The sequence below is a fragment of the Actinomadura logoneensis genome (assembly GCF_003428695.1).
GTDB classification, from domain to species: Bacteria; Actinomycetota; Actinomycetes; order Streptosporangiales; family Streptosporangiaceae; genus Spirillospora; species Spirillospora logoneensis.
In genome coordinates this window covers 1-14244 of the sequence record NZ_QURH01000333.1, presented here as the reverse complement: position 1 = coordinate 14244, position 14244 = coordinate 1, and the positions used below count along the sequence as shown (strand labels likewise).

The 14244-nt window shown below is 75.0% G+C and carries 17 protein-coding genes; 5 read left to right on the top strand and 12 right to left on the bottom strand.

The genetic code is table 11. From position 1 onward, the window contains the following. Nucleotides 1-87: 87 nt before the first annotated feature. Nucleotides 88-636, bottom strand: a complete 549-nt coding sequence (locus DZF91_RS21625; protein WP_117359272.1) for a DUF5997 family protein — start codon at nt 634-636, stop codon at nt 88-90. 55 nt (nt 637-691) lie between these two features. On the opposite strand from DZF91_RS21625, the gene DZF91_RS21620 reads away from it, so the two are divergent. Further along, nucleotides 692-1378, top strand: a complete 687-nt coding sequence (locus DZF91_RS21620; protein ID WP_117359271.1) for a LysR substrate-binding domain-containing protein — start codon at nt 692-694, stop codon at nt 1376-1378. A 55-nt stretch (nt 1379-1433) separates the two neighbouring features. Here the strand turns inward: DZF91_RS21620 and DZF91_RS21615 are convergent, their stop codons facing one another. From DZF91_RS21615 to DZF91_RS21595, 5 genes are all read right to left on the bottom strand, one after another. Then, entirely contained in the window at nt 1434-2081 is a 648-nt protein-coding gene (locus tag DZF91_RS21615) for a hypothetical protein (protein ID WP_199486788.1), read from the bottom strand. A 345-nt stretch (nt 2082-2426) separates the two neighbouring features. Beyond that, on the bottom strand, nt 2427-2918 hold the full coding sequence (locus tag DZF91_RS21610; RefSeq protein ID WP_117359270.1) for a DUF2231 domain-containing protein: 492 nt from the start codon (nt 2916-2918) through the stop codon (nt 2427-2429). Nucleotides 2919-3047: 129 nt separating this feature from the next. Further along, nucleotides 3048-4145: a DUF2207 domain-containing protein gene (locus DZF91_RS21605; RefSeq protein WP_147341251.1), complete on the bottom strand. Its 1098-nt coding sequence runs from the start codon at nt 4143-4145 to the stop codon at nt 3048-3050. A 229-nt stretch (nt 4146-4374) separates the two neighbouring features. Next, entirely contained in the window at nt 4375-4836 is a 462-nt protein-coding gene (locus DZF91_RS21600) for a pyridoxamine 5'-phosphate oxidase family protein (RefSeq protein ID WP_117359268.1), read from the bottom strand. Between the two features lie 49 nt (nt 4837-4885). Then, nucleotides 4886-5470 carry an Rv1733c family protein gene (locus DZF91_RS21595; RefSeq protein WP_117359267.1) on the bottom strand — a complete coding sequence of 195 codons (585 nt, stop codon included), beginning with the start codon at nt 5468-5470 and terminating at the stop codon, nt 4886-4888. A gap of 265 nt (nt 5471-5735) precedes the next feature. On the opposite strand from DZF91_RS21595, the gene DZF91_RS21590 reads away from it, so the two are divergent. Both DZF91_RS21590 and DZF91_RS21585 read left to right on the top strand, forming a co-directional pair. Next, the gene (locus DZF91_RS21590) at nt 5736-6302 is read left to right on the top strand and encodes a DoxX family membrane protein (protein ID WP_117359266.1); all 567 of its coding nucleotides are present in this window, start codon (nt 5736-5738) and stop codon (nt 6300-6302) included. 141 nt (nt 6303-6443) lie between these two features. Continuing rightward, nucleotides 6444-8114, top strand: coding sequence for a sensor histidine kinase (locus DZF91_RS21585; RefSeq protein WP_117359265.1), 1671 nt, complete (start codon nt 6444-6446; stop codon nt 8112-8114). Between the two features lie 23 nt (nt 8115-8137). Here DZF91_RS21585 and DZF91_RS21580 read toward each other — a convergent pair whose 3' ends face one another. The 4 genes from DZF91_RS21580 to DZF91_RS39000 form a co-directional block, all read right to left on the bottom strand. Next, nucleotides 8138-8821 (bottom strand): response regulator, encoded by a 684-nt coding sequence (locus DZF91_RS21580; protein WP_117359264.1) that lies wholly within the window; start codon nt 8819-8821, stop codon nt 8138-8140. 148 nt (nt 8822-8969) lie between these two features. After that, nucleotides 8970-9410, bottom strand: a complete 441-nt coding sequence (locus tag DZF91_RS21575) for a pyridoxamine 5'-phosphate oxidase family protein (protein ID WP_158588004.1) — start codon at nt 9408-9410, stop codon at nt 8970-8972. Nucleotides 9411-9440: 30 nt separating this feature from the next. After that, complete coding sequence (locus tag DZF91_RS21570) at nt 9441-9758, bottom strand: SHOCT domain-containing protein (RefSeq protein WP_199486786.1); 318 nt, start codon at nt 9756-9758, stop codon at nt 9441-9443. A gap of 13 nt (nt 9759-9771) precedes the next feature. Further along, nucleotides 9772-10443: a CBS domain-containing protein gene (locus tag DZF91_RS39000; protein ID WP_158588003.1), complete on the bottom strand. Its 672-nt coding sequence runs from the start codon at nt 10441-10443 to the stop codon at nt 9772-9774. Between the two features lie 324 nt (nt 10444-10767). On the opposite strand from DZF91_RS39000, the gene DZF91_RS21555 reads away from it, so the two are divergent. Further along, nucleotides 10768-11640 carry a universal stress protein gene (locus tag DZF91_RS21555; protein ID WP_117359262.1) on the top strand — a complete coding sequence of 291 codons (873 nt, stop codon included), beginning with the start codon at nt 10768-10770 and terminating at the stop codon, nt 11638-11640. A gap of 153 nt (nt 11641-11793) precedes the next feature. After that, nucleotides 11794-12303 carry a Crp/Fnr family transcriptional regulator gene (locus tag DZF91_RS21550; RefSeq protein ID WP_199486785.1) on the top strand — a complete coding sequence of 170 codons (510 nt, stop codon included), beginning with the start codon at nt 11794-11796 and terminating at the stop codon, nt 12301-12303. A 156-nt stretch (nt 12304-12459) separates the two neighbouring features. Here the strand turns inward: DZF91_RS21550 and DZF91_RS21545 are convergent, their stop codons facing one another. Together DZF91_RS21545 and DZF91_RS21540 are read right to left on the bottom strand one after the other, a co-directional pair. Further along, nucleotides 12460-13203: a copper homeostasis protein CutC gene (locus DZF91_RS21545; RefSeq protein ID WP_117359261.1), complete on the bottom strand. Its 744-nt coding sequence runs from the start codon at nt 13201-13203 to the stop codon at nt 12460-12462. Beyond that, the gene (locus DZF91_RS21540; protein ID WP_235834460.1) at nt 13200-14144 is read right to left on the bottom strand and encodes an asparaginase; all 945 of its coding nucleotides are present in this window, start codon (nt 14142-14144) and stop codon (nt 13200-13202) included. Before DZF91_RS21540 ends, DZF91_RS21545 begins: the two co-directional genes overlap by 4 nt. Nucleotides 14145-14244: the final 100 nt, after the last annotated feature.

Sequence of the window (14244 nt, the reverse complement as noted above, 5' to 3'; positions counted from 1 at the left end):
CGTCGTCGTCCCGAGGGATGCGCCGCCGCTGCCGGGTCTGCGCTCTGCCCGCTCATCACCTGCCTGGCGACGGCCCGTCGTCCCGGGTCACGCCCGGGCGCGCTGTCCCTTGCCGCGCTGACCGTTGCCACGCTGACCGTTGCCACGCTGACCGTTGCCGCGCTGACCGTTGCCACGCTGCCCCTTGCCACGCGGCCCGTTGGCGCGCTGCTCCTTGCCACGCGGCTCCTTGGCGCGCGGCTCGGGAGCGCGCTGCTCCTTGGCGCGCTCCTCCTTCAGGCGCTGCTCCTCCTGCCGGACCTGGGCGAACGTGGCCTGCTCGCGCTCCAGCCACTCGGGCCGCTCGACCTTGAGGGCCTCGATCTCGGCGGTGGTCAGGGGGCCGGTGATCCCGGCGCGGGCGAGGCCCGAGGCGGAGACGCGGAGCTTGGCGGCGGCGACCTGGCGGGGGTGGGGACCCTCGCGGCGCAGGTCGGAGAGCCACGCGGGCGGGTCGGCCTGGAGCGCGTTCAGCTCGTCCCGGGAGACGACGCCCTCCTGGAACTCGGCGGGCGCCGCCGACAGCAGGATCCCCAGCTTCCTGGCCGCGGTCGCCGGCTTCATGGTCTGCGGCGTCTTCGCCTTGGACGTGCTCATGGCACCAAGGGTAGCCAGGGGAAGGGAGCCCTCCGGACGCGACTAGGCTGGGACGATGACCAAGGGTGAGTTCCGGGTGGCCTACGCGCCGGGGGTGACCCCCGGCAAATGGGCCGGGGTGTGGGCCGAGCGGGTGCGGGACGTGCCCCTGGAGCTCTCCCAGGTGCCCGCCGCCGAGGCCGTCGCCCTGGTGCGGGACGGCGGCGCGGACGCGGCGTTCGTGCGCCTGCCGCTCGACCGCGAGGGCCTGCACGTGATCCCGCTGTACGTGGAGACGACCGTGGTGGTCGTGCCGAAGGACCACGCGGTGGCGGCGGTCGAGGAGGTGGAGGTCGCCGATCTCGCCGACGAGGACGTGCTCGAGCCGCTGGACGAGGTCCTGGTCTGGGACGAGCGTCCGGGCGAGCCCGCCTTCACCCGTCCCGCGACCACGGCGGAGGCGGTCGAGCTGGTCGCCTCGGGCGCCGGGGTCCTGCTCGTCCCGCAGTCGCTGGCCCGCCTCCACCACCGCAAGGACCTGACGTACCGTCCGGTGACCGACGCCCCGCAGTCGCAGATCGGGCTGGCGTGGCTCGATGTGGAGACGTCCGACCTCATGGAGGAGCTGATCGGGATCGTCCGGGGCCGGACGGTCAACAGCTCGCGCGGACGGGCGGCGCCGCAGCAGCCGGCCGAGCGGAAGAAGACGCCGCAGAAGCGGTCCGCTCCCCCGAAGGGCCGCCGCCGCACGCGCCGCCGCTGACACGGGCCCCCGCTTCCGGCGGCGACGGGTGCCGGCCGGCCGTGCCGGAGCGTCCTCAGCCGACGGCGGTGGGGATCGTCCGGCCGCCGGGTTCCTGCTCGGTCCCTGCGACGGTCTCAGGGGCGGTCTCTCCGCGGCGACGCACGTAGTAGGCGATCGCCAGGACGAGGACGATCGGGCCCCACAGCTCGACCGGACCCGTGCAGACCGCCGCGAGCGCCTTCCACCAGCCGTTGTCGTACGGCTGGACGTCGACGACCCCGGAGAACGTGAGGGCCTGCCCGCCGCCGAGCGGGACGGACGTGAACAGCAGGGTGAGGATCAGCCCGCCGAGCACCGCGGGGACGACCGCGGCGAGCGGCCGGACGCGCCTGCCTCCGATCAGCGGGAGCCAGCCGGGCGTGACCTCGCCCCAGCCGCGCACGAGGCCGATGCAGAGGAAGGCGATCAGCTCCGAGACCACGCTGAGCCCGACGACATACGGGATGCTGATCCAGTAGCCCGGCATACCGGGACCGTCGTGTCTCTGGCCCATGTCGAAGTGGAGGGCGAACGGCAGCCGCCACAGGCAGGAGGGAAGCAGGATCACCGGCAGCGCGTACGCGAGCCGGAGGATCCAGCGGGGAACCGGCCGTGCGGTGTCGCTGGTGGCCGGTGCGGTGTGGACGACGAGGCGAAGGACGCGGGTGAGGAACACGGCCACGACTCTTCCGCCCGGCCGGCGCCCGAGGGATCACCCGCTCGGAGTAACCCGCTCCCCCACTCGGGGGAATGCGGGCCTTGTCGAGACCTGACCTGCCCGTCCGAGGGCTGGGGTCAGGCCGTCGAACGACCGGCCTCCTCCGTCCGGGCTCACCGGGGTTCGGGCGGGGTCCAGGGGACTCGGCGCCGTCGGATGGCGGAAGTCCGGACGGTGCTGCGGGCTCCGTCGGCGGCCACGCAGAGATCGACCGCGCCCGGCGATGCCGCCGCCGACCACGGCCGCCGCCGGTCGTTCGGTCATGGCCGGTCTCCTCTCGGCGGACGAGGCGCCGGCATGCCGCGTGCCTCAGCGGCCCGTCGCGCGCTCCGTGCCGACGTCGTGCCAGACGGCCTTGGCCCCGCTGTGGCCGATGCGGACGACCTGGACGGCCGTGCCCACCGAGGCTCCGACGGTGAGGACGGCCGCGACGACGGTGACCGCGGCGGCCCAGCGGGGAGCGGCGGCGGCGCGGCGCGAGTACCAGGCGACCGCCACGATGACGGCCAGCGTCAGCCACAGGCCCGCGACGAGCGGCAGCAGGCCGTCGGCGAGTTCCGCGTGGTGCTCCACCAGCGCCGTGTGCGGCACCTTCTTCTCCAGGCCCTCACCGCTGGAGGTGGCCATCGGGACCGACACGACGCCGAGCGTCGCCAGGCCCAGCACCCAGGGCGCGGCGACCTTCCGCGCCCTGGGCCAGACCGCGACCACCAGGGCGGCGAGCACGACCAGCGGGATGAGGAAGACGACGAGGTGGACGACCAGCGGATGGACGGGCAGTCCCCAGAGAGTGGTGGGCATGGTTGATCCTTCGAGTCGGTGACATCCAGCAGTGAAGCCGTCCGGAGATCACCGGGGAACCTTGCAGGAAGGATTCAGAGAGTCTTCATAGGCCCGCGCACCCTCGTCGGAGGTCCCGACGGGAGGCTCCTACCAGGACCCGCCGTGGCCGCCGCCGTCGCCGCCGCCCACTCCGCCGTGGTCGTGGCCGTGACCGCCGCCGCCGTCCAGGCCGATGCCCTCGCCGCCGCCTCCGCCGCCGCTCCAGCCCGTCCGGACGCGGGAGGGACGGCTGGGGGACGAGGACCGGACGTCGGCGGGGCGCGGGTACCCGCCCCGGAACATGCCGCCCAGCGCGACGAAGCGTTTCTGCTGGTCCTTGGCCGTGCCGTCGTAGGAGTACCAGTCGGCGTCCGCGAGGTGCTCGGCGGCGTACCGCTCCAGCCACGTGTACTGGTTGAGGGAGAACGCGTACGGCAGGTTCTCGTGCGGCCGGGCGGCGACGGCGGCCGAGTACCCGAAGTTTCCGGTGTAGTTCCCGATGACCCGTTCGAGCGACCGGTGGAGCAGATCGTCCAGGTTCCGCAGGCGAAGGAGCGCCACGACACCGAGCACCAGCGCCGCCGTGCCGCCCATCGCGAGATCCCCGAACGTGCTCCGGAAGAACAGGTCGACGACCAGGAGGGCGATGCCCGCGAGCCCGCAGAGGACCATGGCGATCACGTTGACCTCGACCGCGTCCCGGTGGTCGGACACGGGCCACATCGGGCGCTGGTACGTCCGCACCCAGGGCAGGTCCCACACCTGCTCCTTGGTCGCGCGGTGGACGATGCCGTGGAGCCGGACGCCGAACTCCTCGGTCGGCACCGCCTCGTCCCCGAGCTCCGCCAGGAACTCCGCCTCGTACGGCCGCAGGTCGTCGGGGTCGCTGTCGGGGACGCGCCGGATGACCACGGGCTCGCCGGGCCCGCCCGGATCGTGGATGCGCAGGTGGCCCCGGACGGCCAGCTCCAACGTGACCACCGCGGGCAGGTCGTGGACGAACGTCCGGCGCAGCCACTGCACCTGGACGGGGCCGAGGTCGCGGTTGGGCGGGGTGCCCGGAAGCGTGTCCCACAGCCGCCGGTCGCGGGCGCGCACGAGGCCCGGAAGCGTGTCCCACAGCCGCCGGTCGCGGGCGCGCACGAGCGCGTCGACCACGGCGACCAGGACGGCCGCCGCGAGCGGCGTCCATCCGATCCAGTCCACCGACCACCATGAACCCGCGGCGTGCATCCGGCGCCACTCCCATCCGTCCGACCCGGTCGGCGTGCCGGCGGCGGCCCCGCGGCGACGGCTCCGGCCACCTGGACGCCGAGCGGACATCTCCCCCGCCGACACGCATTCGCCCCATGAAAGCACGCCCGCTCGGATGACGGTCGGGTCACCGAGCGGGCGCGGGCAGGCGGACTGACCGGCGGGCGGACAGGCGGGAGGGTCAGGCGTCGGGCCGGCTCCAGGGCCCCTGGCGGACGAGGGAGACCTCGCCCAGGTGCAGCGGCAGCCGCCGTCCGGTGATCTCCTCCGGGACGACCCGGACGAAGGACGCCTCCGGCAGCTCGAACCACGCGGCGGGCGAGCGGTCCGCGAGCCGCGCCGCGTCGGCCGGGTCGTCCACGACCGTGGCGACCCCGTGCACCAGGACGCTCCAGCCGGTGCGCAGCGCGGGTTCGGTGTCGTCGGCCTCGAAGGCCAGTTCGCGGCCCGTCCGGACCGCGTCGAGCTTGTCGCCGGGGGCCGAGCGGAACACGATGGCGTCGCCGTCCAGGAAGAAGTTCACCGGGAGAACGACGGTGCGTCCGCCGGCGCCGGTCCAGGCGACGCGTCCGACCGCGGCGGTCTCCAGCAGTCGCAGGCAGGCGGTGCGGTCGAGGACGTCGGGAAGGTCGGATCCGGTCATGGGGTGTCCTGTCCGTGAGGGGGGTTCGGTGGTGGGTCGGGCTGCCGGGTCAGTGGTTGGTGCGGTGGTCGAGGCGGACCCACGCGGTGTCCCAGAGCCGGGAGCGCACGCGGTCGCAGCGGCGGCGGAACAGCACGTGGACGAGGACGGGTCCCGCGGCCACGGCGAGCAGGGAGACCGCCACGGTGAGAACGGTGTCGGTGACCGTCCTGACATGCCGCCGGGGCGGGTTGTCGGTGAGCCGGACCGGGGTCGCCCAGAGCTTGACGTGGTCGCCGACGGCGACGACGCGCGCGGTGGTGTAGGAGCCGACGAAGCGGTGGCCGTCGGCGGCGGTGCCGACGACGTCCACGCGGTCCCCGTGCTTGCGGTCGGCCAGGCCGGTGACGACCGCCGACACCGGCTGCCACGTCGCCGCCTCCGCGAGCTCGGTGCGCACGCCCCGGTCGTAGGCGGCGGCGCCGACGCGCAGGCCGGTGACCGGCGCGACGAGCAGGAAGAGGACCAGCAGCGCGAGGCCGACGAGCCGCTGGCGGCGGTCCACGTCGCGGCGCAGCGGGTTGGCGTCCCACCCGAGGCGGCGGCGGAGGGCGGCGGTCCGCGGCGGCGATCCGGGGCGGTGCGAGCGGCTCATCGTCGGCTCCTCGTGCTGGGGCGCGCCCCGTCGTCCTGGTCGTCCTGCGGTGCGTCTCATCGTCGGTTCCACCGTAGGGAGGGGACGCGCGCGCGGCCCAGGGCCGAGTGGCCCGGGCCGCACGGACCTTGGGCACTTCGTGCGGTGCGGACGCGGGGACGAACGTCCCGCCGAACATGGGGCGAAAGCGACTTATCGCCGCATGCCTCTCCGCGAGTGAATGGAGGCGTCAGAGAAAACGACGGCACGAGGAAGTGAGAGCGCGATGACGGTCTCCGAAAAGGGCCACGCCCCCCGCACCCACCGCGTCCACCTGCCCCACCCGGCCCCGCACCCGCTGGTCGAGTCCGCCCCCGCCCGGTACGTCTGGGCGCTCGCCCGGCTCGCCCTCGGCTGGGTCTTCCTCTGGGCCTTCCTGGACAAGACCTTCGGCCTGGGCCACGACACCAAGAACGCGCAGGCGTGGATCCACGGCGGGAGCCCCACCAAGGGATTCCTGACGTTCGGCGCCAAGGGCCCGTTCAAGGACTTCTACCACCACATCGCCGGCGCGGCCTGGGCCGACTGGCTGTTCATGTTCGGGCTCGGCGCGATCGGCGCCGCGCTGGTGCTGGGCATCGGGATGCGGATCGCCGCGTCCGCCGGAGCGCTGCTGCTGGTCATGATGTGGACGGTGGTCCTGCCGCCCGCCAACAACGTCTTCATGGACGACCACCTGGTCTACGCCCTGGTCCTGGTCGGCCTGGCCCTGGTCTCGGCGGGCGACACCGTCGGACTCGGCCGCTGGTGGGGCGGCACCGCCCTGGTGCGGAAGCTCCCCGTGCTCAAGTGATCGGCCGCGCAGGACGGAAGTGATCGGCTCGATGACGAGATCCGCCCCACGGCGGGACGTTCCGGACGGGACGTCCCGCCGTTCGCGGTGGATACTGTCCGCGTGGGAGACAGAGATCCGACCCGTGAGGCGGGCACGCGGATGAACCTGCCGCAGCTGCGGCTGGACGATCTGCTGAGCGAACTACAGGCACGGCTGGAGGCGGCGCGGGCGACCCGCGACCGCGTCCACGCGCTGCTGGAGGCCGTGGTCTCCATCGGCAGCGACCTGGATCTGGAGACCGTGCTGCGGCGCCTGGTCGAGGCGGCCACCACGCTCGCGGACGCGCGCTACGGCGCCCTCGGGGTGATCGGGGAGGACCGCGAGCGGCTGGTGCAGTTCATCACCGTCGGGGTGACCGAGGAGCAGATCGCCGGCATCGGCCACTGGCCGGAGGGGCAGGGCATCCTCGGCCTGCTCATCAAGGACCCGCGGACGCTGCGGCTGCCGGACCTCGGCGCCCACCCCGAGTCGTACGGCTTCCCGCCGAACCACCCGCCGATGCGCGGGTTCCTGGGCGTCCCGATCCGGGTCCGGGACGAGGTGTTCGGCAACCTGTACCTGACCGAGAAGCGCGACGGCCGCCCGTTCGAGGAGGAGGACGAGGTCGTCGTGTCGGCGCTCGCGACGGCGGCGGGCGTGGCGATCGAGAACGCGCGGCTGTACGACCTGGCGCGGCGGCGCGAGCGGTGGCTGGAGGCGTCCGCGGAGATCTCCACCGGCCTGCTGTCGGGCGACCCGGCCGGCCGGGTGATCGAGCTGGTCGCGCGGCGCGTGCGGGAGGTCGCCGACGGGGCGTTCGCGGCGGTGGCGCTGGCCGGACCGGACGGCGCGGAGTTCTCGGTCGTGTCGGCCGACGGCGCGGACGCCGGGAGGCTCACCGGCGCGCGGTTCCCCGCCGGCGGCGTGCTCGGCGAGGTGTTCCGGGAGGGACGCTCCCTCCGCCTGGAGGACGGGGCGGCCGGGCTCGCCGCGACGGCCGCCTTCCACGGCCTGGAGGCGGGGCCGCTGCTGGTGGTGCCGCTCGGCACCGGGACGGCGGCCCGCGGCGTCATCGTGGTGGCGCGCGAGCCGCAGGGTGCGGCGTTCGACGACGGGACGCAGCGGCTGCTGGAGACGTTCGCCGGGCAGGCGGCGGTGGCGCTGGAGCTGGCCGGGCGGCGGCGCGACGCCGAGCGCGTCGCGCTGCTGGAGGACCGCGACCGCATCGGCCGCGACCTGCACGACACGGTGATCCAGCGGCTGTTCGCGACCGCGATGACGCTGATGGCCGCCATCAAGATCACCGAGAAGCGGGAGGTCGCCGTCCGGGTGCAGCGCGCCGTGGACGACCTGGACGACACCGTCCGGCAGATCCGCTCGACCATCTTCGCGCTGCAGACCCGGTCCGACGAGGAGAGCCTGCGCGGCCGGATCCACGCCCTGGTCGACAACGCCACCGAGCAGCTGGGCTACGCGCCGTCGGTGCGCCTGGACGGCCTGCTCGACACCGTCGTCCCCGACGACGTCGCCGACCACCTGGTCGCGGTGGCGCGCGAGGCGCTGTCGAACGTCGCCCGGCACGCGCACGCCACGCGCGCGGAGATGTCGGTGGACGTCGGCGGGGACGAGCTGGTGCTGCGGGTGGCCGACAACGGCGGCGGCCTCAGGCCCGGCGGCCACCGGGGCGGCCTGCGCAACATGGCGGGCCGCGCCGAGGACCTCGGCGGCACCATGGAGGCCGGCGACGCGCCCGGCGGCGGCACGGTCCTGGTCTGGCGCGTCCCGCTGTGACCGGGCTCAGAAGGTGACCGGGCTCAGAAGTCGTCGCGGTGGTCGGCGTCGGCCGACTTGAGCTGGACGGAGAGCGCGGCGGCCTGCGTGCGGCGGCTCATCCCGAGCTTGCCGAACAGGTTGGAGACGTAGTTCTTCACGGTCTTCTCCGCCAGGTGCATCCGCTCGCCGATCTGCCGGTTCGTCAGACCCTCGCCGATGAGGTCGAGGATCTGCCGCTCCTGGTCGGTCAGGCCGGCGAGCGGGTCGCGGCGCTCCTGCCGGCGGCGGATGCGGGCGAGCATCCGGGCGGTGCTCTGCGGGTCGAGCAGGGACTGCCCGGACGCGACCGTGCGGACGGCCCCGACCAGGTCCGAGCCGTGGATCTGCTTGAGCACGTACCCGGCGGCCCCCGCCATCACCGCGTCCATGAGCGCCTGGTCGTCGTCGAAGGAGGTCAGCATCAGGCAGGACAGCCCCGGCGTGCGGGACCGGACCTCGCGGCAGATGGAGATGCCGTCGCCGTCGGGCAGCCGGACGTCCAGCACCGCCACGTCCGGACGGACGGCCGGGATGCGCGCGACGGCGGACTCGGCGGTGCCGGCCTCGCCGACGATCTCGATGTCCGGCTCGGCCGACAGCAGCGCCGCCACACCCCGGCGCACCACCTCGTGGTCGTCCACCAGGAACACGCGGATCGTGCGCGGACTCCGCTCCGTACCGGCCATCGACGCTCCTCGGGGTTCGGCCTCGGTCAGACGCCGACCACCGTAACCCAGGGCGCGGTGTGCGGCGTAGGTACGGCCGCGACCGGAAGTCGGGACCAAAGTCCCTGGTGTTTCCGGCCTCCGCTCCCCGAGTCGACGGCGTGCAGGGTCAGGGGGCCAGCGGCGCGGGGGTGGCCGTGGCGCGGGGCGAGGCGGAGAACCGCGTGCCGGTGAGCCGGTCGCAGTCCAGGCGCAGGTACCGCTCGGACGCGGCGTCCGGCGAGCGCGGCGGGAACAGCGCGTCCAGCCGGGCGGTCTCGGCCGGATCGCGGACGGCCCGGACGCGGCCCACGGTGGTGACCGACCATCCCCGCTCGCCGCCGGGCTCGATCGCGTCGGTCTGGAAGGCGACGACCGTCTCGTCCCGCAGGGCCGCCTCCACCGGAGACCCGGCCGCGACGCGGAACACCACGCTCCGCCCGTCCAGGACGAACGCGGTCGGCCACACCGCCGGCAGCGCCCGCCAGGTGAAGACCACCCGGCCGAGGCGGACCGACCGCATCAGCTCCAGGCACTCGGCCCGCCCCAGCACGTCACGTCCCTCGTCCACCAGCATGTCCCCGGCTCCGCACGTCCGGCCTCAGCCCAACCGGGCGAGGCGCTCCTCGTACTCTTCGGTGTCGATCTCGCCGCGCGCGTAGCGCTCGGCGAGGATCGCGCGGGCCCCGCCGCCCTCGTCCGTGGCGCGGTCCCGCGGGGAGTCCCCGGCGGCCGGGCCGCCGTCGCGCCGCCGGCCGAACCCGGCCCGCAGCACGATCCAGACGGCCGCGCCGATCACCAGCGTCCAGAGCCCCATCATCATCAGTGCCATCCAGCCCCACGTCCCGCCGGAGCCGTGCCCCATGTGCCCCCACGGGCCGTCCGGGTCGGACAGCGCCAGAGCAGTGAGCGTTCCCATCGCTTTGCCTCCTTCACCAGTTGAGGGGCGCGGCCGGGTACCGGCCGTCGCTCCTGCCCAGCCCCCGGGTGTCGACGCGGACCACTCCCTCGACCTCCTCGATCTCGCGGACCAGCCGCTCGACCTCCAGCCGCGACGGCACCGTGCCGTGCAGCGTCACCACCCCCTGGTCCACCCGCAGCCGCACGTCCGGCACGTCGGCCAGCACCTCGCGCACGATCTCGTGGTGCACGTCGGTGTCGGCGCGGTTGAACACGCGCAGCAGGTCCGAGCGGGTGACGATCCCGACCATGCGGCCGTCCCCCGCGCGCACCACCGGCAGCTGGTTCACCCCGTGGTGGTGCATGAGCTCGGCCGCCTCGGCGACCGTCCGGCCGACCGTGACCGTGCGCGCCGGGCTGCTCATCAGCTCGGCCGCGGTCGCGCCCAGCGCCCGCCGGTGCTCGCGGCCCTGGCGGCCGAGGCCGCCGACCCGCCGCTCGCGCAGGCCGGGAATCTCCTTGAGCACCAGGTCGGCCGACGACACGATGCCGCGGACCGCCCCGGCGGCGTCCACCACCGGCATCGCGTTGATGTGGTTCTCGCGCATGGTCAGCAGCACCGTCTTGAACGGCGTGTCGAGCGCCACCGCGACCACGCGCCGCGTCATGACGTCCTCGACCAGTGTCTTCGCCGGGTGTCCCATGACGACCTCCTCGACCGTTCCGGCCGGCCCCGCCCCGGTGGGCGGCTCCCCGGTCCACCGGATCCGGTTCCTGTTACCAGCCTGTCCGTCGCGCGCCCGGGTTTCACGTGCCGAAGGTCCCCGAGGTGGACGGCCCGGGGTGGGCCGAAGGGCCCGAAGGTCCCGGGTCCGGCGGTCCGGACGGCAGCCGGGGACGGACGGCGCGCCGGATGGCCCGGGGGTGAGCGGACCGATGCCGCCGGGTGCGGGACTTTGGTCCGTGGTGGAACGCCGGACCGTGAGGACACTGGATGTCAGCAGCCGACGACGGAGAGGCATCCTGCGATGAACACCCATGAGACCCGGCCCATCCTGGTGGGCGTGGACGGTTCGCCGTCCGCCGGACGCGCCCTGGCCTGGGCGGTGGCCGACGCCGAGCGGCGGGGCCGCCGGCTGCACATCCTGCACGCGCTGGAGATCCCGCCCTACGACCTGCCGCTGCTGGGCGCCCCCGGCGTCGCCGACTCGCTGCGCGAGGGCGCGATGCGGGTCCTGGCCGACGCCGAGCGCGCCGCCCGCGCCCAGGCCCCGGACGTCGAGGTCACCGCGAAGCTGGTGGAGGCGCACGCCGTGCACGCCCTGTGCGACCGGTCGGCGGGCGTGCTGGAGACCGTGGTCGGGCACCGGGGCCGGGGCGGGTTCGCGGAGATGCTGCTCGGTTCGGTGGGCCTGGGCGTCGCCGAGGGGTCCGAGTCCCCGGTGGTCGTGGTGCGCGGCGGCGAGGGCCGTTCCTCCGGCCGGAGCGGGGACGGCGAGGTCGCGGTCGGGCTCGCCCTGGACGGCGACGACGCCGCGCTGGAGTTCGCGTTCGCCGAGGCCGCCGCGCGCGGCGCGTCCGTCCGGACCGTGCACGCCGCGCTCGGGCCGCGGCTGGCGGTGGACGCGATGCGCCAGAACGCCGACGAGGAGCGGCTGCTCTGGGCGCTGCTCGAGGCGCACGCGCCGCTGCGCAAGCGGTTCCCCGACGTCCCCGTCACCGAGAGCGTCGTCTGGGACGACCCGGTGACCGCGATGGTCGACGCGTCCCGGACGGCCGACCTGGTGGTCGTGGGCCGCCGGCACCGTCCCGGACCGGTCTGGCGGGCGCTCGGCTCGGTCGGGCACGGCACCGTCCGGCACGCCGCCTGCCCGGTGGCGGTCGTCCCCGCCACCGCGTGACCGCGCGCCGGTCGCCGTCCGCGCCCGGCCGCGGTTCCCTCCGGCGCCCGCCCGGAAACCCGGACGGCGTAAGTCGAAGGTCCCGTCGTCCGCCGACTCCCGACCCTGCCGGGGACCGGCGGACGGGCCGAGACTCAGGGCATGGAGAACCGTGTGGATGAGACGCCCCCCGTCCCCGCGTCCTCGCTGGCGCGCCATCCGTTCCTGCGCGGCCTGCGCGGTCACCACCTGGAGCGGCTGGCGACGGCCGCCCACCGGGTCACGGCCCCCGACCGGCACCGCTTCTTCGACGAGGGCGGACGCGCCGACCGCTTCTGGCTGGTCGAGACCGGCCGGGTCGGGGTGGACGCGCACGTCCCCGGGCGCGGCCTGGTGGTGGTCGAGACGCTCGGCCGCGACGCGGTGCTGGGCTGGTCGTGGCTGTTCCCGCCGTTCCAGTGGCGGTTCGGCGCGCGCGCCCTCGCGCCGGTCCGCGCCGTGGAGTTCGACGCCAGGCTGGTCCGGACGCTGTGCGCGGACGATCCGGAGTTGGGGCACGAGCTGACCCGCCGGTTCGCCGAGGTGATGCTCGACCGGCTCCAGGCCACGCGGATGCGCCTGATGGACGTCTACACGCATCCGGGCCGGATCCGTCCGGGCGAGACCCTGTGGCCGGACCGCTGAGCACGCCTGCGCGTCCTCGGCTCGTCACGGCCCTCGCGGCGGCGACCGCCGCCTGACCCGTCGGAAGGAGAAGACCTCCGGGCGGGACGAGGCACCTGAGGTGAGGCCCCGTCCGCCGGAGGTCTTCGGCTCTTTCCCCCGAGGGGACGCGTCCGGTCAGCCGGCCGCGCGCATGACGGCGGAGATGTCCGCGCCGCTGGTGACCAGCCGCTCGTACTCGGGACGGCGCAGCTCGCCGCCCATGAACGGGTACGGGTTGCGGTGGACGGCGGGGCTCGGCTCCGGGGTGAGCGCCGCGAAGTGGATCTCCCGGGCGCCGGTCTCGGCGACGACGCGGGCGACGTTGCGGGGCGTGATGCCGCCGCCCGGCATCACGACGATGCGGTCGCCCGCGCGCCGGACCAGCTCGGCGATCAGCGGGGCGCCCTCCAGCGCGCTGCTGTCCTGCCCGGAGGTCAGGACGCGGTCCACGCCGAGGTCGATGAGGGTGTCCAGGGCGGCGAACGGGTCGGCGGCCATGTCGAAGGCCCGGTGGAAGGTGACCGAGAGCCCGCCGGCGGCCTTCATCAGCCGCTCGGTGACCGGGCGGTCGATCTCGCCCTCGGGGGTGAGCGCGCCGATCACCACGCCGTGCGCGCCGGCCTCGCGGGCCGCGACGACGTCGTGCTCCATCGCGGCGATCTCGTGCTCGTCGAAGATGAAGTCGCCGCCGCGCGGGCGGATGATGACGTGCACCCGGATCGACGACACCGCGGCGAGCGCGGCGCGGACGGTGCCGAGCGTGGGGGTGAGCCCGCCGTCGAACAGCGCCGCGCACAGCTCCACGCGGTCGGCGCCCGCCCTCTCGGCCGCGATGGCGCCCTCGACGCTGTCGATGCAGATCTCGTGGGTGAGGCTCACTGGTGTCCTTCCGGGGTGGTGCGGATCTCGCCGACGGGGCGTCCGCCGCCGAGGACGGGGACGGCGCCGAGCGGCGCGGCGGGAGTGGTGTCGACGCCGAGCGCGGCGAGCGCGCGCAGCGCGATGGCGGTGGTGGCGCGGGGGCTGCCGTCGATGACCTTCACCGCGACGGCGGACCCGTCGGCGGTCGCGGCGACGAGCACGCCCTCGGCGCCGCCCTTGGCCACGCAGCCGGGGAGCAGCCGCATGAACTCGGTGTTGGCGTGGCCGGTGCCGCCGACGTACTCGGGGTGGGCGCGCATGGCGTCGGCGACCGCGCGGTACGGGCCGTCCGCGCGGACGAGGGTGGCCATCGCGCGGGCCAGGCCGGTCAGGGTGAGGCCGAACAGGGGCGCGCCGCAGCCGTCCACCGCGACGGGCGAGGGCTCCTCGCCCGCGGCCTCGCCCATGATCCGGGCGACCTCCCGCTGCAGCGGGTGGTCCGGGTCGAGGTAGCTCTCGGTGGGCCAGCCGTTGGCGGCGCAGGCGGCGAGCATCGCGGCGTGCTTGCCGGAGCAGTTCATCCGCTCGCGGCTCTCGCCCTGCCCGGCGCGGATCAGCGCGGCCTTGGTCGGCTCGTCCTCCGGCCAGGACGGCGGGCAGCGCAGCGCCTCCACGCCGAGCCCGGCGCCGGCGAGGATCGCCTCGACCGCCGCGAGGTGGAAGTCCTCGCCGGTGTGGCTGCCCGCGGCGATCGCCAGCCGCTCGCCGGCGAGCGGCGCGCCCGCCGACAGGCACGCCACCGCCTGGAAGGGCTTGGTCGTCGAGCGCGGCAGGACGGTCTCGTCCACCGCCCCGCGCGCGTAGGCGACGCTCCCGTCGGGGGCGACCCCGACGACGCTGCCGTAGTGGCGGCTCTCGACGAAGTCGTTGCGGACGACCTCGGCAAGTACTTCGTACATCGGTCCCCTCATCACGGTTGTGCGGCGTCGGGAGCGGCGGGCTCGGCGGCGGCCGTCGGGACGGCGGCGCCCGGTTGCGCGGCGGCCGGGACCGCGCGGG

Excerpts from the sequence above, each read along its gene's own strand:
- DZF91_RS21540 (WP_235834460.1), bottom strand. The coding sequence starts at position 14,144 with ATGTACGAAGTACTTGCCGAGGTCGTCCGCAACGACTTCGTCGAGAGC.
- DZF91_RS39000 (WP_158588003.1), bottom strand. The coding sequence starts at position 10,443 with ATGGGACACCCGGCGAAGACACTGGTCGAGGACGTCATGACGCGGCGC.
- DZF91_RS21595 (WP_117359267.1), bottom strand. The coding sequence starts at position 5,470 with ATGAGCCGCTCGCACCGCCCCGGATCGCCGCCGCGGACCGCCGCCCTC.
- DZF91_RS21610 (WP_117359270.1), bottom strand. The coding sequence starts at position 2,918 with ATGCCCACCACTCTCTGGGGACTGCCCGTCCATCCGCTGGTCGTCCAC.
- DZF91_RS21600 (WP_117359268.1), bottom strand. The coding sequence starts at position 4,836 with ATGACCGGATCCGACCTTCCCGACGTCCTCGACCGCACCGCCTGCCTG.
- DZF91_RS21590 (WP_117359266.1), top strand. The coding sequence starts at position 5,736 with ATGACGGTCTCCGAAAAGGGCCACGCCCCCCGCACCCACCGCGTCCAC.
- DZF91_RS21555 (WP_117359262.1), top strand. The coding sequence starts at position 10,768 with ATGAACACCCATGAGACCCGGCCCATCCTGGTGGGCGTGGACGGTTCG.
- DZF91_RS21585 (WP_117359265.1), top strand. The coding sequence starts at position 6,444 with ATGAACCTGCCGCAGCTGCGGCTGGACGATCTGCTGAGCGAACTACAG.
- DZF91_RS21580 (WP_117359264.1), bottom strand. The coding sequence starts at position 8,821 with ATGGCCGGTACGGAGCGGAGTCCGCGCACGATCCGCGTGTTCCTGGTG.
- DZF91_RS21625 (WP_117359272.1), bottom strand. The coding sequence starts at position 636 with ATGAGCACGTCCAAGGCGAAGACGCCGCAGACCATGAAGCCGGCGACC.
- DZF91_RS21570 (WP_199486786.1), bottom strand. The coding sequence starts at position 9,758 with ATGGGAACGCTCACTGCTCTGGCGCTGTCCGACCCGGACGGCCCGTGG.
- DZF91_RS21620 (WP_117359271.1), top strand. The coding sequence starts at position 692 with ATGACCAAGGGTGAGTTCCGGGTGGCCTACGCGCCGGGGGTGACCCCC.